Source organism: Micromonospora gifhornensis (genome assembly GCF_016863515.1).
Classification (GTDB): Bacteria; Actinomycetota; Actinomycetes; order Mycobacteriales; family Micromonosporaceae; genus Micromonospora; species Micromonospora gifhornensis.
The window spans coordinates 1-19,791 of record NZ_BOPA01000042.1 but is presented as its reverse complement, the minus strand read 5'-3'; the positions used below and the strand labels follow the sequence as shown (position 1 = coordinate 19,791).

General features: G+C 65.6%; 14 protein-coding genes and 3 pseudogenes. 7 read left to right on the top strand and 10 right to left on the bottom strand.

Annotated features, from left to right (window positions below; genetic code table 11):
* Window positions 1-464: 464 nt before the first annotated feature.
* Both Vgi01_RS25815 and Vgi01_RS25810 read left to right on the top strand, forming a co-directional pair.
* Window positions 465-1,973, top strand: a complete 1,509-nt coding sequence (locus tag Vgi01_RS25815) for a hypothetical protein (protein ID WP_204292802.1) — start codon at window positions 465-467, stop codon at window positions 1,971-1,973.
* The gene (locus tag Vgi01_RS25810) at window positions 1,970-4,450 is read left to right on the top strand and encodes a phospholipase D-like domain-containing protein (RefSeq protein ID WP_204292801.1); all 2,481 of its coding nucleotides are present in this window, start codon (window positions 1,970-1,972) and stop codon (window positions 4,448-4,450) included. Before Vgi01_RS25815 ends, Vgi01_RS25810 begins: the two co-directional genes overlap by 4 nt.
* Window positions 4,451-4,713: 263 nt before the next feature.
* Here Vgi01_RS25810 and Vgi01_RS30880 read toward each other — a convergent pair whose 3' ends face one another.
* The 5 genes and pseudogenes from Vgi01_RS30880 to Vgi01_RS25785 all read right to left on the bottom strand — a co-directional run bounded on the left by Vgi01_RS30880 (window position 4,714) and on the right by Vgi01_RS25785 (window position 9,831).
* On the bottom strand, window positions 4,714-5,223 hold the full coding sequence (locus Vgi01_RS30880) for a hypothetical protein (protein WP_239089155.1): 510 nt from the start codon (window positions 5,221-5,223) through the stop codon (window positions 4,714-4,716).
* A 593-nt stretch (window positions 5,224-5,816) separates the two neighbouring features.
* Complete coding sequence (locus Vgi01_RS25800; protein ID WP_204292800.1) at window positions 5,817-5,996, bottom strand: hypothetical protein; 180 nt, start codon at window positions 5,994-5,996, stop codon at window positions 5,817-5,819.
* A gap of 589 nt (window positions 5,997-6,585) precedes the next feature.
* Window positions 6,586-7,620 carry a PDDEXK family nuclease gene (locus Vgi01_RS25795; protein ID WP_204292799.1) on the bottom strand — a complete coding sequence of 345 codons (1,035 nt, stop codon included), beginning with the start codon at window positions 7,618-7,620 and terminating at the stop codon, window positions 6,586-6,588.
* 80 nt (window positions 7,621-7,700) lie between these two features.
* Window positions 7,701-8,934 (bottom strand): annotated as a pseudogene (locus Vgi01_RS25790) (IS701 family transposase).
* Between the two features lie 699 nt (window positions 8,935-9,633).
* The gene (locus Vgi01_RS25785) at window positions 9,634-9,831 is read right to left on the bottom strand and encodes a hypothetical protein (protein WP_204292798.1); all 198 of its coding nucleotides are present in this window, start codon (window positions 9,829-9,831) and stop codon (window positions 9,634-9,636) included.
* A gap of 112 nt (window positions 9,832-9,943) precedes the next feature.
* Between Vgi01_RS25785 and Vgi01_RS25780 the strand changes: the two genes are divergently transcribed.
* Window positions 9,944-13,468, top strand: coding sequence for an NACHT domain-containing protein (locus Vgi01_RS25780; RefSeq protein ID WP_204292797.1), 3,525 nt, complete (start codon window positions 9,944-9,946; stop codon window positions 13,466-13,468).
* A gap of 92 nt (window positions 13,469-13,560) precedes the next feature.
* Here Vgi01_RS25780 and Vgi01_RS31635 read toward each other — a convergent pair.
* Window positions 13,561-13,730, bottom strand: a pseudogene (locus tag Vgi01_RS31635) (NF041680 family putative transposase); the annotation flags it as partial.
* Window positions 13,731-13,838: 108 nt separating this feature from the next.
* Entirely contained in the window at window positions 13,839-14,726 is an 888-nt protein-coding gene (locus Vgi01_RS25775) for an abortive infection system antitoxin AbiGi family protein (protein ID WP_204292796.1), read from the bottom strand.
* A 436-nt stretch (window positions 14,727-15,162) separates the two neighbouring features.
* On the opposite strand from Vgi01_RS25775, the gene Vgi01_RS25770 reads away from it, so the two are divergent.
* A protein-coding gene (locus Vgi01_RS25770) for an IS3 family transposase (protein WP_373307038.1) occupies window positions 15,163-16,361 on the top strand; the annotation gives its coding sequence in 2 pieces (ribosomal slippage) (window positions 15,163-15,429 and window positions 15,432-16,361; 1,197 coding nt in all).
* Window positions 16,362-16,388: 27 nt separating this feature from the next.
* On the opposite strand, the gene Vgi01_RS25765 is transcribed toward Vgi01_RS25770, so the two are convergent.
* A complete protein-coding gene (locus Vgi01_RS25765; protein WP_204292795.1) occupies window positions 16,389-16,739 on the bottom strand; it encodes a hypothetical protein in 351 nt (116 codons plus the stop codon).
* Window positions 16,740-16,954: 215 nt separating this feature from the next.
* Between Vgi01_RS25765 and Vgi01_RS25760 the strand changes: the two genes are divergently transcribed.
* Window positions 16,955-17,188, top strand: coding sequence for a hypothetical protein (locus tag Vgi01_RS25760; RefSeq protein ID WP_204292794.1), 234 nt, complete (start codon window positions 16,955-16,957; stop codon window positions 17,186-17,188).
* Between the two features lie 7 nt (window positions 17,189-17,195).
* Here Vgi01_RS25760 and Vgi01_RS25755 read toward each other — a convergent pair whose 3' ends face one another.
* Window positions 17,196-17,447 (bottom strand): helix-turn-helix transcriptional regulator, encoded by a 252-nt coding sequence (locus Vgi01_RS25755; RefSeq protein WP_204292793.1) that lies wholly within the window; start codon window positions 17,445-17,447, stop codon window positions 17,196-17,198.
* Window positions 17,448-18,066: 619 nt separating this feature from the next.
* Here Vgi01_RS25755 and Vgi01_RS25750 point away from each other — a divergent pair.
* Together Vgi01_RS25750 and Vgi01_RS25745 are read left to right on the top strand one after the other, a co-directional pair.
* Complete coding sequence (locus Vgi01_RS25750; RefSeq protein WP_204292792.1) at window positions 18,067-18,738, top strand: hypothetical protein; 672 nt, start codon at window positions 18,067-18,069, stop codon at window positions 18,736-18,738.
* Window positions 18,735-18,971: a hypothetical protein gene (locus Vgi01_RS25745; protein ID WP_204292791.1), complete on the top strand. Its 237-nt coding sequence runs from the start codon at window positions 18,735-18,737 to the stop codon at window positions 18,969-18,971. The genes Vgi01_RS25750 and Vgi01_RS25745 overlap by 4 nt, the downstream gene beginning before the upstream one ends.
* A gap of 154 nt (window positions 18,972-19,125) precedes the next feature.
* Here Vgi01_RS25745 and Vgi01_RS25740 read toward each other — a convergent pair.
* Window positions 19,126-19,716, bottom strand: a pseudogene (locus Vgi01_RS25740) (IS5 family transposase); the annotation flags it as partial.
* Window positions 19,717-19,791: the final 75 nt, after the last annotated feature.

Here is a 19,791-nt window from a genome sequence, read left to right as displayed (position 1 = left end):
ATGTTCACGAGCAGCCCGCCGCAGTGGAGGAAATCGACCTCGACACCGCGCCACCGTTGCCGCACTGCGTCCGGCAACGCGAGGTTCCCGTGCTTTGGATCATGGTGCGGTAAGCCGACGTCCGCGAGACGCTGCTTCAGGCAGCGCTTAGCTTCTTTGGGGTCTTGCCTGCGGCCCGGTTGGGTCGGTCCGGGGCGCGGTCCGGTCTTCGACCGGCCCGTTCCTCGGGCCGCCCGCCGAACCTGGGGCGGTGCGCTTCACCGTTCAGCACCGAGCGATGCCCTCCTCGCCGATTGGCACCAGCCGCTCCTCCGAGACGCTTCGGGGCTCACATGGGGGCTCGTCCTCCGTCCTTCTCCCGTGTGCATGTCGGCTATCTGTCACTTCGCTGGTGCTGCTCTTTCTGTCTGGTTCGGTAGCGCGGTGGATCTCTCCGTCCAGCGGGCGAGTGTGGGGGAGTGCTCGTGACCGTCATGCTGGGTCCGGCTTGGACGCTCAAGCCGGATACTCCCGAGGACACCGGCCGTCAGCCGCTTGCCGTCGAAACCGTGATTGGGGCGCATGCTGCGGCGTTGATTCCCGGTGTCATCACCACCACCCCTCATGCCCGTTATTTGGCTCTGCACGCCCGCCTCGCGATCGAGGCACAGCGGTGTGGCTGGACCGATGACAAGGACTTGAAAGCGTTCCGTGCGCTGGTCCGACGCAGCGAGGTCGTCCTGGGCGCGGTGTCCATCGCTCACGGTGAGGCAGAGGACGATCACCACCTACGGGCGGGGTCTTTCGGGCCGCACGGCGTGAACACAATCAGGCCTGAACTGCAGCGCCATCGTGCCGTCGATGTCGGCCGGGTAGCCGACGCGTACAGCCGGGTCCGGGGCGGCTATTTGCAGACGTATGCGGGAATCGAGGCGGTGCTCGGCCTCACCGACGGGGGACGAATCCCCCTGCCTGGGCCGGCGGCGGGTACCGACCAGCTCGCCGCCCTCGACGAGATACTGAGCGTGGCGCAACGGGAGAAGCCGCTCTCCCTGGCGGACCTCGACGCCCTGCGCCACCTGTGCGTGTGCGCCATGGGCGACGCGTCCGACGGTGAGTGCGTCCGAAATGCCTACTTCGCCGGCCCGGAGCGTCCTGGTTACGCCCAAACCCATCGGAGCAGCGCGGCGATACTCGTGGAGGCGCTCGCCGGCGAGCACGTCGATGGTGAGTCGATCGACATGTCCATGGACCGGTGGTGCTGCTTCCGGCCGGGCCTGCGGGAGGTGGTGGGGGAGGACCTCTACCGTCATGCCCTTGTTTGGCGTGGCGCGCTGCTGCGCAACTGGTCGGTTTGGGCGTGGCGGCTCATCTGGGCGCGGTTGGTGTCGCCGCTGTCCGGCACCGGCACCCTGGAGCAGGCGACCGCCGAGTTCGTCCGCGATCTTCCGGACGCGACCGTTCGCGAGGCGCTCGTCGACGGTCTCCCTCCGGTGGTCGACGGCGTCGGCACCCCACTGCCGGTCGAGCATGACCTGTACGACGAAGCGTTGAACAGCGACGACTGGACTGTGTTCGGCATGCTGCGGCTGCTCGCTGTAGGCGCCCGACGCATGGACCACCTGGACCCGGCCGCCCGGGATGCCTTTGTCGGCGCGTTCTCCGACGACTTGGGGCCCGGGTTCGTCGCAGCGTGGCTGGCCCGCGACGGTCACCGGCCGCTGGCCGATGCTGTCTCGGATCTCACGGGCGCGCTGTTCCATCGGGCCGAGGCGGTGAGCCGGCAAAAAATGCAGTGGACCCGGTACGGGCTGCGGCTTCCCACACGGCTGCGGCGCGTCGGAGACCGATGGCGCCTGGAGGGCCGGGAAGGCCGAGCGGCGGTCTCTCTGCGGCTGCCGACCTTTACGAACGTCATGCAGCAACTGAATGTACTGTCCCACGACGGCGACACCTGGCGCCCCGGCCGGCATGCCGCTGAGGTGACGCCGTGATGGCCTGGGAGGAACTACAGGGAGCCGCACCACCCACGCTATTGCGTGGTCGGCCGCTCGCCGATGCGGAGGAGGTCCTCGTCCTCACCTACACCTGCGACTTGTCCTTCTTCGAGGACGTCTGCCTGCGGGAGGCTCAGGCCGTCCGCGCTCGCACGACGATTCTGTACGACGCCGACCAGCTGACCCAGGGACCCCGCCGGTCCGATTACCTGGCTCTTCCGGTCGTCTGCAAGGCAGGCGGGGCCTTCCATCCGAAGCTCGTGGTGATCGCTTCCGAGACGGACGGGGTGGTGGCCATCGGATCCGGCAACGCCACCCCGTCGGGCTGGCACCACAACGCCGAAGTCTGGGCAGTGCTGCGCGGCTCCGGCCCGACAGTGCCTCAGCTTTTCCATGACCTCGCTGCCTGGCTACGTCGACTGCCCGCCGCCGTCTGGATGGAGAACCTCGGCCGGGAATGCCTCGACCGCGTCGCAGAGCTGCTCACCTCCCGCCCGGCAGACCAGACGCCCGGCCAGCCCGTGCTCGTGACGACGTCAGCACGTCCGATCATCGAGCAGCTCCCGGTGCCGAAGACGCCCACCACCTCGCTGGCGGTCGCCGCCCCGTTCTTCGACCCACAGGCGGAGGCGCTGGGCCGGCTGGTCGACCGCTTCGGACCCGCCAAACTGCAGCTCCTGCTCACCCGGGACGTCCAGTGCGACCCGGACGCCGTCGCCCAAGTGGTCAAACGAGCCCGCACGAGCGTGGTAGCCACCCCACAAAGCAGCCGCTACCACCACGCGAAGGTCGTCGAATGGACAACGGATAGCCGGTCATGGGCGCTGACCGGCAGCGCCAACTGCAGTAAAGCTGCGCTGATCAAGACCATGGCCACGGGTGGCAACTGTGAACTGGGCCTGCTAACCGGCACCCCGGACCCATTGATCTCCGCCGTACCCGCACACGAAGTGGACCTGGCACAACCTGCGGGCCTGCACGTGCGGAAACCCGCCGAAGGTGTCTCCTCCCGGTGCGCCCTGCGTGTCCTCGGCGTCCGGGTAGGTGCAGAGAGCGTGGAGGCAACGGTCCTCACCGACGGACACCGGGTCCCGGCATGGCTCACGGTGGAAGGGCTGCGACTCGACCACAAGCGCAGTGACGGCCAACTCCACCTCTATATCGGGGTCCCGCCTCCCGGCTGGTCCATCGCGTCCGATGGACGTGCCACCACCCATGTTGAGACGGACACGGGCGCGCAGATCCGCGACGTCGTGGTGACCGACGTGCCCGCAGCGCTGTCACGGATTGATCACCCGTCTCCGCTGGAACATGCGTCGTTGCCGCTCGTCATCGCCGACCAGGCGCACCTGGCCGCGCTCTTCGAGGCGCTCGCCCATCTCGCTTCGGTCCGCCCGGACCGCATCGTCGCCTCGCCAGGTGTCGACCGGCGCCGTCAGGTGGAAAGTCGGATCACCGCAACCGTCGGGCCAGCCCTACTGCGTTTCGCCCTCGGCATGGACGGTCGAAGCACGCTCGTGCCGCCCGACGACGAGATCTTCGACGGCTCGGATGACGAGAACGACGCTTCGCGGCCCACACCGCAGGGTGAGACCGGGACGGCAGGCGCCGTCCCACCGGCGCGACCGGAAACCGTCACGACCGTGCTGGACGCTCTCACTGGAGGCCAACGCACCCGCCTACGACGCGAGATCCAAGAACTGGTCAATGCATCGGAGGAATGGCCGCTGCCGGCGAAGCTGGCGGTCAGCCGGCTGGCGCTGACCCTGGTCGCCGGCGGACTCTGGGTGGATGCAGCCGACTGGTCCGACCTTCTCTACTGGGTGGCGCTGCAACTTTGGATGACCGACCAGGAAGAGAGCCTGGATGACGAGCACGCAGCCCTCGCCACCATCGGACTCGTGGCGCTGCGCACCGGCATCGACCGACGAACCGAGCCGGACAGCGATCTCGTCGCACAGTTCGAGGAACTACGGCAGGCATACGCGGAGTGGACCGACTGGCGCGCCGCGGTGCCGGAAGAGACGGTCCGACGGTATGCCGCCGGCCTGAGCGGGCACACCTTCGGGGTGCTGTTCGGGCAGACCAACTTCGTGACCGAACTCGACTGGATTCTGCGACGCTCGGCGCTACACGACGCGGTGGACCGGCTCGACGGCGCCCGGCTCGACGGTTCCGTCGTCCACGTCGCACGCGGCCGGACCACCCGCCAAGCGGTGATCGCCGCCCTCGACGCTCTGCGTGACTTTCCCGACGTCCAGGTGGTGTCTGACGACGAGCCGGCGGTGCACGGCTGGTGGAACGGGCGCCGTCTACTCCTGGTCACCCGGACGGGTGCCGGCTGGCGGGCCGAGATCTGGTCGCACCTGATGACCGGCATCGCCGCCTACTCACGCGGCACGCCGCTACGCCCCCCGAACCGGCGCTGGACGCCATCCGGACCTGACGTTGCCTTTGCCTCGACCGGCCTCTGACACGAGGCCGAGGAACCCCGACCGCGCGTATCGGGTGAAAGCGTTCGGTGCCCCGGACGCCAGCACGCCATGGTCCGGCAGCGGCGCTGGCGATGCAGTTGCCGAAAACCTCGTCCGCGCAGGTCATGCGGCATGCTCGTACTCGTGGAGGATGTAGCCGGCGCGCTGACGTCTTCGTACTTGAGGCGGGTCAGCTTGTCCGGATCGGCGATCGGTGCGGGTAACGAGTACAGCGGGCGTGCGTTCGCGATGCCCTGGTGTGGTCAGTGTCCGCTGTAGAACTGTTCGAACTCGCGCAGGGCGTGGAGTAGGTGCCGCTGGTTCCAGATCAAGGTCCGGTCGAGCAGCCTGCAGCGGCGCCGTGATGAGGATTGGCGAGGCCCGGACCGAGCAGGACTCTCCGGGCACCTCCTCACGCCGGCGTCGAGGAACCGGCTGCACTTCCGACGTTGACCGAGCGTGCCGCATTCTGCCGCGCCTGTGGCGGCTCCGACGAACCGAGACAGCATCGCCTCCGCGATCCGGCCGGTGAACTCGTCGCTGCGGAAGAGCGGAATGCCGCGATCTCGGGCTGTGCGACATGCTCGCGTCTCCGAATCCGCTCGTCGTACGATGACGGCGTCCACGTCGGTGTCGAACTCCTCCGTGACGACCACCCCGGCGGCTTCGCAGATGGCGTCGAAGATCTGTTGCGACGCCTCGGAGCGCCGGTGCCGAACGGAGTCGTAAACCCGATAGGGGCCGCTCACGTTGAGTGGTTCGAGGACTGACACCCCGGATGCCTCGTCTAAGTGAACGTCTCATACGACTCTCCACGGCACGAACCGCAGCCCTTGCCGGCTGGCTCAGCACCGCCGACGGATGGTCTCTATCGTGGTCTGGGCGATGGCATGCTGGCTCACCGACGACGGGCAAGATGGCGAGATTCCTCCATTACCGGGCTGGCACCGGTGATGACCCGCTCAAGATCGGCATTCGTAGCTAAATCGCTGGGGGATGAAGAGGTAATCGCTACCAGCGGCCGCCGTGCACGAAGGTCTGCACAGCCGAGCAGGGAGGGCGGTCGCTGGCACCGAGCCGAGGGCAAGAACCCACTCGTCGCCGAGCGTGTCGATGATCGGTACTCCAGCCGGAGATGTTGGCCATTGCTGAGTCGTGGCTCAGCATGCTGTTCCGACAAGGGCAGCTCTTGTCGATCACGGACGGCTGTGTGGACCGACCATGGCGTACTTCCACAGTTCGTGTCGGGAGGCGAACCCTGCCGGATAGCTCGTTGCCGTTGTGGCTCGCGGGGGTAGCGGGCAAAGCTTGTCGGTGTCGATACAGGCGGGTGGCTCGCTGGACAACTCACAGGAACGCGGTTCGCCTATAGCGGTGGTATCCAGTAGGCGATCGGTTCGGCACGGTTAAGGGCACCGGGTCCGTCGAACTCGATGAGGTCCAGTCCGTCGACGACGATGAGCCGCCAGTCCGGGGCGGCCGCGGCAGCGACTTCAGCGCGTCCGATGATGACCTCGCCGACCGGGCGGGTGACGATCTGGAGCACCTGCGCACCGTGCCGGCACGTTAGGTCTGAGCCGGCTGTGGTTGCGCGTTCGACCTGCCAGCCTCTGCTGCGGTAGGCGTGAGTCACAATAGCGCGAGCTTGTGCGATCGATCCGTAGCTGGCGGTGTCTCGGTCGCTGAGATACCGCCCGATCGTCGTCAACTGGTCGGTCGTTACCCGCTGGGGGTTACCGGCCTTCGGATTCTTGACGACCTCCAGACTGTGCAGTCGGGGGTCGTCGGCTAGCACGGACCTTGGCACGGGTGCGGAGAACAGCGTGATGTCGACTGGTAGCCACCGCACGAAGCCGGGTTCGGGTGGCGAGGTCAGCCAGTAACCGTGGTGATCTCCAGCGGCCTGAGGTGGGCCGTGACGACCCCGGCGCCCCAGAGACCCGGTGTTGGGAATGCTCCGGTCGGCCCGGTGACCCAAAACAGCACCGGCTGTCCGGCCGTGAACCGCTCGCGGTACCGGCTTACTGTCCAGCTGCGGATGGTGTGGTTGCCATCGCCAATGAATCTCGGTAGGTCCCACATGGCTGGGTTGCACTTGAGTAGCCATGCGCCGAGGTCGAAGGTGGTTGGTGAGGTCATCGGACGGCCTGGATAGGAGGCGGCCGAGGTACGTAGCGCAGCTGGTACGCCTGCGGGATACCGCCATACAACCGGTAGATTATGATAGTGGCGAGGTTGGTCTGCTTGAGCTGTCGGGCGTTCCGCCGGTGGATCATGAGCCACTCTTCGACGTAGGGCGGCAGGCTGAACCGCAGGGTGTAGGAGAAATCGTTACTGTCGGCAGGACCACTGTCGTTAGCGGGCCGGATGATCCACCCGGTGGCGGTGGGATCCTCGGTGTCACGGAGGATGTTGATCCGATGATCGTGCCCTAGCTCGGCGTGGCGCAGGAACCGACCGATGTCCCCGGTGAGCGCGAGCACGAACGGCGCGGGCGGGAAGGCGAGCAGGAACTCGCCTCCGAAGCTGTCTTCCAGGTCGGACTGGAATTGCCGGATCGTGTCGAGCTGAGTCTGCCGTCCAGGGATCTGCCGAGGCAGCTGCACGTCCGCCGTGCCGAGGACATGGCGGACGAGCTGGCGCAACCGCTCGACGCTGCCGGCCCCTATGACATAGGGGTGCACCGTCGACGCGGCCTGCTCGACCCCGGTGCGAAGCGCGTCGTACATCGGCAACGTCAGGTCAACGAGGCTGATCTGATGCTTCAGTGCAAACTCGACCGCGTCATCGGTAAACCCAGACGTGGAGAACAGGGAGTACACGTACCGGTACCGACTCAGGCTCGACCCCACGTCGAACTCGTTCACGTCGGCCACGGTGGCCCAAGCGTTGCGTACGACGCCCAGCCCTACCGGGTCCGTGGGCTGATAGCTCTTTGCCTCGACGAACATCCGGATCGGCAGGGAAAATGGCGGTGTGAACGGGAACTCGCCCAGCACGTCGGCCTGGTGGCGGGCGCCTCGTCCGCGCACTGTGAGCCCGGCACCGTTCATCTCCAGTGCCGGGTCCCCGGACGCCGGTTCGGTCAGCAGCACGTAACCGTTGTTGCGCAACAGCCAGGCCAGGACCTCCTCTAGGAGGTAGCCGCGTACCTGAGCCTGGGTTGCCACCGATGCAGGCTACCGTCTCGATGCCGCCTTCCCCTTGTGACGAACCATCGATATCGAGCACGCTGGTTAGTACTCCAACGTCACTTGGCCTGTCTGCGCTGGTAGTGGGATCGGCGGGCTCGGGCTTGGGTTGTTCGTCGCCAGATTGACCAGTGCAGGATGTGTTCCGGCGGTAAGGCAGCGGTGAGGACGAAGGCGTTGAGGAGTCGGCGGACCTCGGCGACGGTCAGCGCGATGGTCTTCGGGTCGGTGTCGGGCTGTTGGGCGGTGAGGCTGGTCAGGACGGCGAGGGCGAGCATGGCCAGGGTGATGAATCGGTGCCAGCCGGTCCAGCCGCGGACCTGGTAGTGGTCCAGGCCGACTTGGCCTTTGCCGGTCTGGAACAGCTCTTCGATGCTCCAGCGGGAGCCGGCGACGGTGACGAGGGTGTGCAGCGGCACTGGGCGGTGTGACCAGCACAGGTAGAAGGCCAGCTCTGAGGTGGTGCGGTTGCGGCGGATGAGCAGCCACCGGTGCTCACCTGGCTGGGTGGCGGTGGTGATCCAGGCCCACAGGTACTCGCGTAGACCTTTCGCCCCGGGTCCGCAGCTGTGCAGTTGCCACTCGGCGGGTGGGGATCCGCTCGGCGAGGTCGTCGACGCGTACGAGGGTGCGGCCGTCGTTGACCGCCACGCGTCGGTCGCAGCCGACCGCCAGGACGTAGCCGATCTCGCGGAGTTCGAGGTCGCCGCGTAGGCCAGGGTCTGCGCCGTAGACCTCGTCACCGGTCACCCATCCGACCGGGACACCGGCGTCCAGGGCGTCGGTGATCATCTGCCGGGCCAGGGCCGGCTTGGTAGCGAACTCGATCTGGTCGGAGACGCCGGCGGCGGCGATGCGATCGGGCTGGTCGCACCAGGTCGTCTCCGGTAGGTAGAGCCGACGATCGATCAGCGCCCGCCCATGCGGGGTGACATAGGCCAGGAACACCCCGACCTGGCTGTTCTCCACACGTCCGGCGGTACCGGTGTACTGCCGCTGCACCCCGACCGAACACCAGCCCTTCTTCAAGAAGCCGGTCTCATCGGTCACCAGCACCGCGTCGGGATGCCCGAACTGCTCGATCAGCCAGGAACGCACATCATCGCGGACGGCGTCGGCATCCCACACCGCCGTACGCAGCAGCCGCTGCATCGCCTGCGGATCAGCGTGACCCGCCCGCTCCGCAAGCGACCAGCAGGTCTTGCGTTCCGCATCCGACAGCAGCCCTTCCACGAACCGTCCGGCCGTCGCCCGTGGCTCGGCCCGCACGAACCGGCCCGCGACACGCGTCACCGCCTCGTCCAGGACGACCCGCCACCGGCCGGGGTCTACGCTGTGGCACGCGGCCACCGCACGATCTTCGGTTGTCTTCACAAACCATCGATGATCACGCGGTGGCCGTCTTCATGCCCGCGCCACGCCCAACGGCCGGGCCAAATGACGTTGGAGTATTAACCTTCGTATCGCTGGCGCCCTGGTCCTGCTGTTCGGGCCGTCCGTCACCCGGCTGACCAGCATCACCCTCGGGCAGATCGAGCAGCATGGCAACAAAACCCCCTCGTGGTGGCCCGCCATCGCCTGCTCGACCCACCCGTACTCACCCGGGTCCTGCTCTGGCAACGAAACATGCCGCCGGTGGACCATCGGCACCACCAAAACGATGACGGGCCCCTGATTCCTGGACTGCATCGACGACCCGCCAACCCAGCGCGGTACAGAACACCCTCAAACGCCACGGCATTCGACCTCGGGCCGGCCGAAGTACCGCGCTCGCCGGCCTCGCCGCAGACCTTCTCCGGTCGTACTCGCTGACCTGCTCTGCATCGGCGTCACCGCCATCCGGTGGGCCGGCCACGCCCGCCGGGACTGGGCGCCCTACCTGGCGGACCGAAAGGCCGGCTCCACACCGGAGTTCAGTGTGTGACGTTACGTAGCAATACGATGCGCAGGTCAATGGACCCGTGTTGCCGCACGAGAAAGGGGAACTTTACTTCATTCCAGCGGCTCCGTCGTCTCGTCCTCGGCGGCCGCGAGCGGGTTACGTCCGGCAGTTCCCTCGCTGCAAAGCTTGATCAACAGGCGTCGTGTCCGCCATCGCTCGGCCATCGCTACGCTGCGATAGTTCAGCAAGGCCACAAGTACGGCAGAAAGGGGCGTGGCCAGCGCGATCACGAGTTGAAGGTCGGGCATCTTGTCTCCTCCGTCGAGCAGTCGCCTATCTGCTTGTCACCGACTGTCGCGGCTCGGTTCGGTTTCCCTCTACCGTGGAGAAACTTCAGGAAACCCCTAGCCGGAGGACGCGATGCCAGGTGGCCGACCTGAGCAGGGCAAGCAGCAGGTCCACGCCGAACTCGCCGAGCTGTCGACGTGGCTGCGGCAGGCGTTAGCCGATGCGGGCTTTACCAGCATTAACGCCTTCGTTCAACGGCATCCGTTCGACAAGAACCAGATCTATGGACTGTTCAAGGGAACCCGGTTCCTGTCGCTGGAGTCGACGCAGGCGGTCGCCGTTGCGCTACGTCGGAAGGCCGAAGAAGTCGAGCCTCTTTGGTGGCGAGCCAAGGAGGCGATGGAACGCTCAGCGCTGGCACAGCGGGACCAGGTAAGCCGGCGACTCAAGTCGTGGGCCGAGCTGCCGTGGCCGGAACTCGCCTTGCACGACATCCTGGAGGCCCAGAGCAGAGCCGTAGATCATTTGCCCTATCGGCTGCTCGGCGTTGAGGCGCCACCGCTATCGACGGTCTACGTCCGTCAGCAGGCTCGACTGCAGGCCGGAGCCAAACCGGAGCGGCCTGACGGCCACAGCGACCAGACGGACGACAAGGACCGACCCGACGCAAGCGCCACCGATTCGGTCATAGAAGTCGCGGAGGCGCTCGACCGCCACGAACATCTAGTCGTGACTGGCGAACCCGGCGCGGGCAAGTCGACGTTCGGGCAGTACCTTGCATTGCGGCTGTCGCGAATCTGGCTTCGCCTGAGCAGCGGTGCTGACGCACCTCTGCGCGAGCCGGTGATACCGCTTCGTGTGCCAGCCCGTGCACTTGCCGGCTCAGCGACGTGGAGCGAAGCCCTAGCAAAGGCGACTGGTCAAACCCTGGGCATGCGACTCGTGACGAGCCCATTGCCTGCAATCTTCGAGCGGCCCCTGCAGGGCACCCGTTGGCTGATCATCGTAGACGGTCTCGACGAAATCGTCGACCGCACGGCGCGGGGAGATGTAATCCAAGCCATCGCGACCCACTGCCGGCCAGCCGGGCCTTACCGCGTCGTCGTCACCACCCGCAAACTTCCCGACACCGAGTTCGCGCCGCTCCGCGCGCGGCAAGTCGGCCACTACAGCATCGAGCCGTTCGGACGCGAACAACTTGAGACGTTCGCCAGACAGTGGTTCACCGCTCAGGACGTGACGAACGCGGAGGAGTCGGCGGATCGGTTCCTACGCCAGACCGGGGACAGCCGACTGCGTGATCTCGTACGGAACCCGTTGCTGGCAACCATCGCCGCCATCTCATACACGCTGGAACCCAACCGCCCCTTGCCCTCGGGACGGCTCGAACTATATGAGCGCTTCTTCGCTTACCTAATCGACGAGGAGGCAAGCGGGCGCGGAACATCGGCAGAGCTTCGGAGGCTGGAGGCTGGCCATCCAACCCGGTACCCCCTTGCCAAGTGGATTCACCAGCACCGTCTCCAGCTGATTCAGCACCTGGCGCTCACGCGACTGGAGAGCGAGCAGTCACTTGCTCGCGTGGCTGAAGAGTGGGTGAGTAGCCACACACCCAACGACGTGAACCGTGCGCCTGGATGGGAGGAAGACCTTCAACTGTTGCTCATCGGTAGCGGGTTGTTCGTCTACGAAGGCGACGGGCCGCGGTTTCTGCACCACTCGTTCGCCGAGTACCTGGCCGCCGAGGCGCATGCCGAGAGGATCGACGCGACCTTCCCCGACCTGGATTCCTGGATAGCCCGCGGACTCAAGCCCGCCGACCGCAGCTTCGTACTGTTCCTGTTCGTCATGTGGAGCCGACGCCCTGGCAACAACGTATCGCTGATCCTGCGCCGACTGCTCGCCCGAAACCCTGAACGCGCGATGCTGGCTGGACGTGTGATGGCAGAGATGCCCGTCACGCCGCCGGAGGACGCCCAACTCGTCGTCGACCGGCTAGTGGACCTCGCCATCGGCAACGCCGTCCTGGAGCAAAGTGGCCGCGTCGCAGATGTCGCTGGGCGAGCAAGCCTTTCGCGCACCCCAGTCTTCTCGATCATGGACGTCCTCGGCGCTCTCGCCGAAAACCCGACCGTCGCCCAGCGCCTAACCTACCTGGCGGAGCACCCTCAGCTGCCGTTACTGCTACGCATCGAGGCCGCGACAGCACTCGGGCGAGCGGCTGACCCCGCAGTCGCATTGCCGATTCTTAAGCGAATCGTCTCGCTGGCCCAGGACGACGACACCGTGCGCATCGCACGTGCCCTACGCGACCTCGACCCGCAAGACCCGCTCGCCGAAACGCTGCTAGTCCGACTGGCACACGATCCTCACGCCCACCCGACCAGCCGCGCAGACGCCGCCAACGAACTAGCCAACTCGGATAGCGATGCGGCAGGCACCATCAGCGAGATCGTCGTCAGCAACGCCTCACTAGACCCGTCCGCGCTACGGACGGCGGTCCAGGCATGGCTGCGAATCGCTGACGACCGCGACCTTGGCCGAATCGCCGACGCCGTGCGTCAACAGGCAAGCCAGTCCCCACATCACTGTATCGAGATCAGCGAGGCGTTCGCAGAAGCTGGCCTACGAGCCGAGGCTCATGAACTGGCGAGGCTGGCACTGACCGATCCAGCGTGTCCGTCATGGCGACTCGACGAGGCCGTCGCCGCCTATTTGTCCACCGCAGACAATCCCGATCCCACATTCGTCCTCACCGCTTTACAAGAGCGGCGGGCACCGGAGGACCGGGCATCGGTCGCGCAAGGGCTGGCTAAAGCAGGTCATCTCAGCGAGGCCGCGTCGTTGGCTAGCGAGGTCGTGCTCGACCCTGAGTCGGACGGCTACGACATCCGCAATGCGGTCAACGCCTGGCTGATGACAGCTGGCGACTCGATCCGAGAAACCCTGTCCAGCCACTTGCAGCGGCGTGCAACCGAGCCGATATCCGGGCCGGGCAGGATCCTGTCCGCGTTAGCGGAGGCAGGGGGTCGAGATCAAGCCGTTGCAATTGCCAAGGATCTCGTCGCCGCGCCGCGGATCGACGGATTGGACCTGGAGGGCGCCGTTGAGGCATGGCTTGAGATTACTGGCCCGACCGTCGCCGACGAGCTGCGCCTGATCCTGGAGCAACGCAAGGCCCTGGGCGGGTGGGAATGCGCCATCGTGGCTGAGTCATGTGCCCAACACGGCCTGGTCGAGATGGCGACGTGGCTAGCAGCCCGGGCGATAGCTACCAGCACGGAGCAGCCCTTCTGTATCATTACCGCCGCCAAAGCGTGGATTACAGCCGCTGGGCTTGCCAGTTCGGAGGACATTCTCGATGCGATCATGAATCGACATCTGCCCATTGGCGACCGCGCCGCAGTGGCGGACCATCTCGCCGCTGCTGGAGACCTGCGGGGGGCACAGCAACTCTGGCGTGAAGTTCTGATGGCGCGCGACGCTTCACTTGAGTACAGGATGATTTCAGCTATCCGTCTCCTTCAGACTGGCGCTCACCAACACGCCATTCGCGAGATGACCGCGCTGATAAACTTGACAGATGAGTCCTCGTGGCAAAGGCGCTCATTTGGACCGCTAATCAGCGCCCTCTCGATGCTTGCTGATCAGGGTTAGCCCACGACATCGATAATGAGCGATCAAGTAGCGGACCCACCTATGCCGAGTAGCGTAACCCGCCAGGTCGGCCTCGTGCGCCCTGTGTAGTCCACCAACGACAACTCCGCCAGGGACCGCACCGGCGCGTCACCACATAACAGCGCGTCGGCCAGCTCGAACAACGCGTCCCCGCGAGCGGTCAGACAGGCGTGGAACTCCACCGAAACGCGGCCAACCGCCCGACCTCATCGGTCGCCCCGGCATCGTGCACACTGATCACCAGACAGCCCTTGGTTTGCGATCTTTTTCCCTAGACAAGAGGAATGATCGATCAAGGGCTGTTCCCATGATAGGGTCGATGCCGCCACCCAGCAGGTTAAAGATCAAGTTAGCGGGCGCCCTCGGCGAGCTCCCTCATGTCGCGGATCCGTAGCCACTGAAAGCTAATGCTATCCAAGTGGCCAACGAGCTGCTCGCGGACACTGTCTCCTAGTTCCGAGAAAAGGTATTCAACCGCACCTTCTGTGCTCCACTCGGGCACGAGCCAGACGTACTCTCCTTCATCCCAGGGTAAATGATTGTTCGGGTCGCCGAATTCTTCGAGGAATTTGGCTGTCATTTCATCGAGCTTGCTTCCCAGGGCTTCCGGGATCGCACTCCAGCCGGTTGCGCTACCGTCGTGGTGAATGTAGGGGGCCTCGAGTGCAAAATCTTGTTCCACTTTCTGTCGGTCGCCGTTCGGGAGAAGCACAAATGCGAGATCGGAATGCTCGAAACTGAGTCCTCCAACAACCCGCCACTCCCTCTCCCATTCGAATTCGTACTTTCCCGGCGTTACGCGATCGATGAAGGGTGTCAACCTCCAGATTTCTGCAGCAGGATTGACGCCGCCTATCATCGCCTGGCGAACCATTTCGTTGAATGCGATTTGTGCTGGCGCATCTCGATCGAGATACCAGACTCTCGCACCTCCTCGCTGGCGTATAAAGTCACGGGTGAATCCCAGCCCATACCGTCCGTGACGCGCCATCAGCCTGTTGAGTTGGTCCAGAGGAACCTCGCTGAGGCAGACCGACTTCTGGGAGCCCAGCCGGTCCTCCAGATTTGCGGCCGAGCCGAACGGTCCTCCCGGCCGGATCTCACCCTCCTGAAGGATCGAAACGAGATTGACTTCGTTCTCGGTGAAGTGAACTAGATAGTCCGACATATCCCGCCATTTCGGGTCACGTCGGTAGCCGAGAAGGTGCTGCGGGAACTCATCGTCCACGTGGGCCATGGAGCCTCGTCTCGAGATCCGTGATGCTGCGCTAAGCGGTCTGATCCTAGCTACGCAGGGTCGCCCATAGCGACGCGGAGCATGCAGGGCGCCGTCCATCCTGAGTAGCGGCTGGTCACGGCGAGAAATGGGACCAGGGTGGCCCGTACGACCACGGGCACCGTGTGGGGTCCGCAGCGCGGCGTGATCAGGATCTTTGGTCTTAACGTGGCGATGGCCTGCTGACTACGGGCGCGGAGCCGGGCTTCCACGATTGGGCTTGGGCGTGCGCGAGTGCCAGGTCCCGTGTGCAGCTTTCAAGTAGCCTCGCCGAGCATCTGACCTGAACGTGTAATCGCCTAACTGACAGGATCGATCAAAATTCCAGGGTTGGGCTTCCCCCTGAGATGTGGACACCCTGAGACTGGATGTTGGTCCAGAGGAAGGGGTGTCCCCGTTGGGGCGTCCATCGAAGTACACGGAAGAGTTTCAGCGTGACGCGGTTGACCTGGTCCGTTCGTCGGGGCGGCCGATCAACCAGGTCGCCCGTGAGTTGGGGATGAGTCACGAGACGCTGCGGAACTGGGTTCGTAAGCAGGAGCGGCAGACCGGGACGGGCTCGGCATCGGGTGGGGACGGGCTGTCGGTGGCGGACAAGGACGCGGAGATCGCCCGGCTGCGGCGTGAGGTGGCTGAGTTGCGGCAGGAGAAGGAGATCCTGCGTAAGGCAGCTGCCTATTTCGCGAAGGAGATGGATCGGTGACCAGCCGCTTCCGGTTCATCTCCACCCACCGCGCCATCTGGAGCGTCAAGCGGCTGTGCCGGATCCTGGCGGTATCCCGCTCCGGGTTCTACCGGTGGGTCGCCAGCGAGCCGACCCGGCAGGAACGCGCTGCTGGCGAAGACGCCCTCGCTGAGCAGATCACCAGGATTCACGCCGACTCCGGCGGCACCTACGGCTCCCCACGGGTGACCGTCGAGCTGCACCACCAGGGCGTGCGGGTCAACCGCAAGCGGGTGGAGCGGATCATGCGGCAACGCGACGTGGTGGGCCGGCACCTGCGCCGCCGTAAACGCACCACCATCGCGGATCCGGCCGCCCCGCCGGTGCCGGACCTGATCGGCCGCGACTTCACCGCCGCCGCACCGGACCGGCGGTGGTGCGGCGACATCACCTACCTACGCGTCGGCGAGAGCTGGCTCTACCTGGCCACCGTCATCGACATCGCCACCCGCCGCCTGATCGGCTGGTCGATCAACACCCACATGCGCGCGGAACTGGTCATCGACGCCCTCGACGCTGCGGTCGCCGCCCGCGGCGGCCACGTCCAGGACGTGATCTTCCACTCGGACAGGGGCTCGAACAGCGGCGGTGGCTTCGCCGACGCCTGTCGCCGCCACGGTGTCCGCCGTTCCATGGGACGCGTCGGATCGTCGTACGACAACGCCCTGGCCGAGTCGTTCTTCGCCACCCTCAAACGCGAACTCGACGTCGACCGCCGCACCTGGACCAGCGAAGCCGACGCCCGCCGCGACGTGTTCCGGTGGATCGCCTTCTACAACCACCGACGCCGCCACTCCGCACTCGGCTACCTCAGCCCCGCCGACTACGAACAAACCCTTACACCGACTACGCTGCACCAGATCGCGGCATAACCCGGTGTCCACATCCCGGGGGGAACCTCAGTCTGCCTCGTTGACGTCCTGGAGCGGCTTTCCACCGAGTCGAGCCCGGACCGGTAGGAGCGCGTCCCGGTAGTTCGAAGCCGTGGCCTCCTCCACGTCGCGGGTGGCGGATGCCAACCACTCGTCGAGGAACTCGTCGACCGTGACCTTGCCGGACCGGACGTACGTGCCGCGGTCGGTCTCGTGTTTGATCCGGGCGTACTCGGCCCGGACTTCTTTCTTGGTGTCGAAGGTGTACGTCCACTGATCCCGGCGGCCGTCCGGTTTGCGTCCGACGTCGAGGACGAACCGGTAGCGGGTTTTGCCGTTGCGAAGAGTGATCTTCTTGATCGGGTCTGAGCTGCTCACGTGGGACCTGTCCTTTCGCGAAGGGGGAGGGCTGGCGCTCTGGCCTCAGGGTTCTGAGGCCAGAGCGGTGAGCCGATATCGCGGCACCGTAAAGCGGTACCTATTAATGGTACCGAATTGGCTCGTGTGGTGGTGGCTGGTGGTGGGCGGTGTGGGATGTGGGAACCTCGACTCGTCATCCCCACCGTTCGAGCTGCTCGCCGAGGAGTTGAGGAATGCCGCGACGGCGTTCTGCTGCCGAGAACCTGCCGCCGTTGCCTGCCCGCGAGAAGCGCGATCAGCAGGTCAAGATCCGGCTCACGCCTTCGGAGATCGAACGGCTGGCGGTGCTGCGGCCTGATCTCACGCCGTCGGGGGTCGTCGCGTTGCTCGTCGATGACGTGCTCGCCGGCCGATACCGGCCGGTGTGGGCTGCCCCGGCGCCGGACGAGGCAGACCCACCCCGATAGCTGTCGTTCAGCTGTCCGTCCGGGCTGGACGGTTTTCGCGGCCGGGCTGGTCTCGCTCGATGCCGATGAGCTTTAGCAGGTCTGCCGTGCGTACCCGGTAGGACGTTCCGATCCGCAGCACCGGGCAGGGGAATTCGCCGATCTTCGCCAATTCGTACGCCTTGGTCCGGCCGATGCCGAGCGCCCGAGCGGCGGTCGCGAGATCGATCATGGCGGGTAGTTGGAGTAGCTCGTCCCGGCTGAGCGTGCTGGCGATCATCACTCTGCTCCTTCAGGTCGAGGGGACCAGACGCCGGAGCGCAAGGCTCCAGGCCTACGACTGACCAAGGCTCAGCCCGCCGGCGAACCACCAAACGATCATCCCCGTCGATCGTCGCGGCCGCCGCGCGCCCCTCTCGATATCCAGGGTCAACGCCCCGCCACTTCTACAGGCGTCAGCAACGGCCACGATCCTCAACGAGGCGCCGCTCTCGATTCCCCGGCTCGACGGCCATCGGCTGGTACGGGCGTCCTCGGTTGCCATTAGGGTTGGTACAACACCCGCCGCAGGCATTCCACCCTCGGCTATCTCAGCCCCAGCGAGTACGAGGAGACCGCCTATTCCCGCAGGCCAACCCGCAGGGTAGCGTGAGATCAAATTATCGACCCTGTCCGTCAAACCGGGTCAACCCCATCCCCGCCAAGTGGCCGCCACTGGGGAATCTCAACTGGCCACCAACATGCGATCCCTGGTAGGGGCGATGAGGACCAGACCGGGCCGCGCTCAAGAGCGCCGTCGCGATGTTGCGATCCCTGGTAGGGGCGATGAGGACGTGGAGTGTCAGTCCGCCCGTCAGTTGTCGGGGTAGTCGTAGGATCGCCCGACGAGGGAGGGCCAGATGGGGGATCGTCGGCGGCCGCAGTTGGTGCATGCGCAGCTCGTCATTGATGTGTCCGGTGATGGTGGGCGGAGTGACCGCGTGATCCGGGACTGGTTTGAGTCCGGGTGGCGTCGGCTTGGCCATGAGCTGAGGGAGACGGCTGATGCTCAGGCGGTGGGCGCGTCGCTGCCGGAGGTGCTTTGTCCGTTCGGGGTGGAGGTGTGTCTGGAGCGGGTGACGGAGGGTGGTGGCGATGACAGTGAGAGCGACGCGTACACCCCGCAGGAGTGGCAGCGGTTTCTGGGTGACCTGAATAGCGGCGTGTTCAAGGCCTACAGTCTCAATGCCAGTGAGCGGGAGTGGGTCGACGAGTTCAACACTGCGGTCGCCGGTGGTGACTGGATCGTCCGTCAGTTGAGCATCAGTGTCGACCGTTACGAGGTCGACGGGCGTACGCTGGCGTTGCTCGGTGTGTCGGCGCCGCGTGATTTTCTGTTGGCCGACAGTGGCCGTGAGGACGGCCTGTATCGGTTTTTCCGGGATGCTGCGGAGCAGGCTGGGCCGCTGTTCGGGCTCATCGGCTTTGATTACGGCATCGAGTACATGACCGGGCTGGAGTATGCGCTGTATTTGATCCGTGGCGGACGATTTGGCAGGTCGATGAGGTGCTGCGGGGGTATTCCTGGGTGACCGTGGTGTCGGACGCCGTGGTTGACCGGCTCGGTGGGGTGCGGAAGGTGGCGGATGACGGTGCCTTCATCGGGGTGGAGCGACTGCCTGCCGGGGGGTGGTTGCTGCGTGCGTCTGCCGGTGTCGCCGACTACACGCCGGAGCGGGCCGCGCGGGTCTTCGAGGCGCTACGTCCGGTCTTGCCTGCGGGCGCGTATCCCTCGACGTTCGAGGATGACTGGCGCCCTCTCTGATGCCTTGTGGTGCCACGGCCAAAGGTGGCGGCTGCTCGGCGGGGAACTGCGCGAGGTAGCCGATGCACAGGCCGCGCGGTAGTTGTCAAGTCAAACGGAGACGGTTCCTGGTGGGTTGGCTGGTTGATCCAGGCGTGGTCGGGCAGCCGCGGTGGTGTTCGACGACGCGGTTTTTGAAGCCGGCGTCGACCCAGGTCTTGGCCAGGGTGGGATGGGCGGTGGTGGCCTGGTCGAGCAGGTCCATGCCGATGGTGTAGTCGCTGACGCTGGCGGCGGTGACGATCACGGTGCGTAGGAGGCCGAGGGTGTCGGTGATGATGCCGCGTTTGCGGCCGACGATCTTCTTGTTCGGGTCGATGCCCTGGGTGGTGGTCGGAACGTTGGTGGATGTCTTGACGCTCTGGATGTCCATTATGGAGGCGGTCGGGGTGGTGGTCCGCCCGTGGTGGTCACGGACCAGGCCGGTGAGGTGGTAGTTCAGTTCGGAGAAGATGCCTTCCTTGCTCCAGGCGGCGAAGTAGGCGTAGACGGTCTGGTAGGGCGGCAGGTCGTGGGGCAGGTGTCGCCAGGCGATGCCGGTGCGATTGACGTAGAGGATGGCGTTGAGGATCTCGCGCAGGTCGTGGGTGGCGGTGCGGCCGCCGACTCCGGCGTCGGTGCGGGCTTGTCGCCAGGCGGTCAGTCGGGGTGCGATCAGGGCCCAGCGGGCGTCGGATAGGTCGGACGGGTAGGCGCGACGCTCAGAGGACCCGCCCGGTCATCAGAATCGATATATGAATCCGCCACTCTCGCCACGAGCGTGGATTAAACGTCCAGTCAG

What these genes read in the sequence shown, in the direction of transcription:
- Vgi01_RS25785 (WP_204292798.1), bottom strand. Translation starts at nt 9,831, where the DNA reads ATGCCCGACCTTCAACTCGTGATCGCGCTGGCCACGCCCCTTTCTGCC.
- Vgi01_RS25780 (WP_204292797.1), top strand. Translation starts at nt 9,944, where the DNA reads ATGCCAGGTGGCCGACCTGAGCAGGGCAAGCAGCAGGTCCACGCCGAA.
- Vgi01_RS25775 (WP_204292796.1), bottom strand. Translation starts at nt 14,726, where the DNA reads ATGGCCCACGTGGACGATGAGTTCCCGCAGCACCTTCTCGGCTACCGA.
- Vgi01_RS25760 (WP_204292794.1), top strand. Translation starts at nt 16,955, where the DNA reads ATGCCGCGACGGCGTTCTGCTGCCGAGAACCTGCCGCCGTTGCCTGCC.
- Vgi01_RS25755 (WP_204292793.1), bottom strand. Translation starts at nt 17,447, where the DNA reads ATGATCGCCAGCACGCTCAGCCGGGACGAGCTACTCCAACTACCCGCC.
- Vgi01_RS25750 (WP_204292792.1), top strand. Translation starts at nt 18,067, where the DNA reads ATGGGGGATCGTCGGCGGCCGCAGTTGGTGCATGCGCAGCTCGTCATT.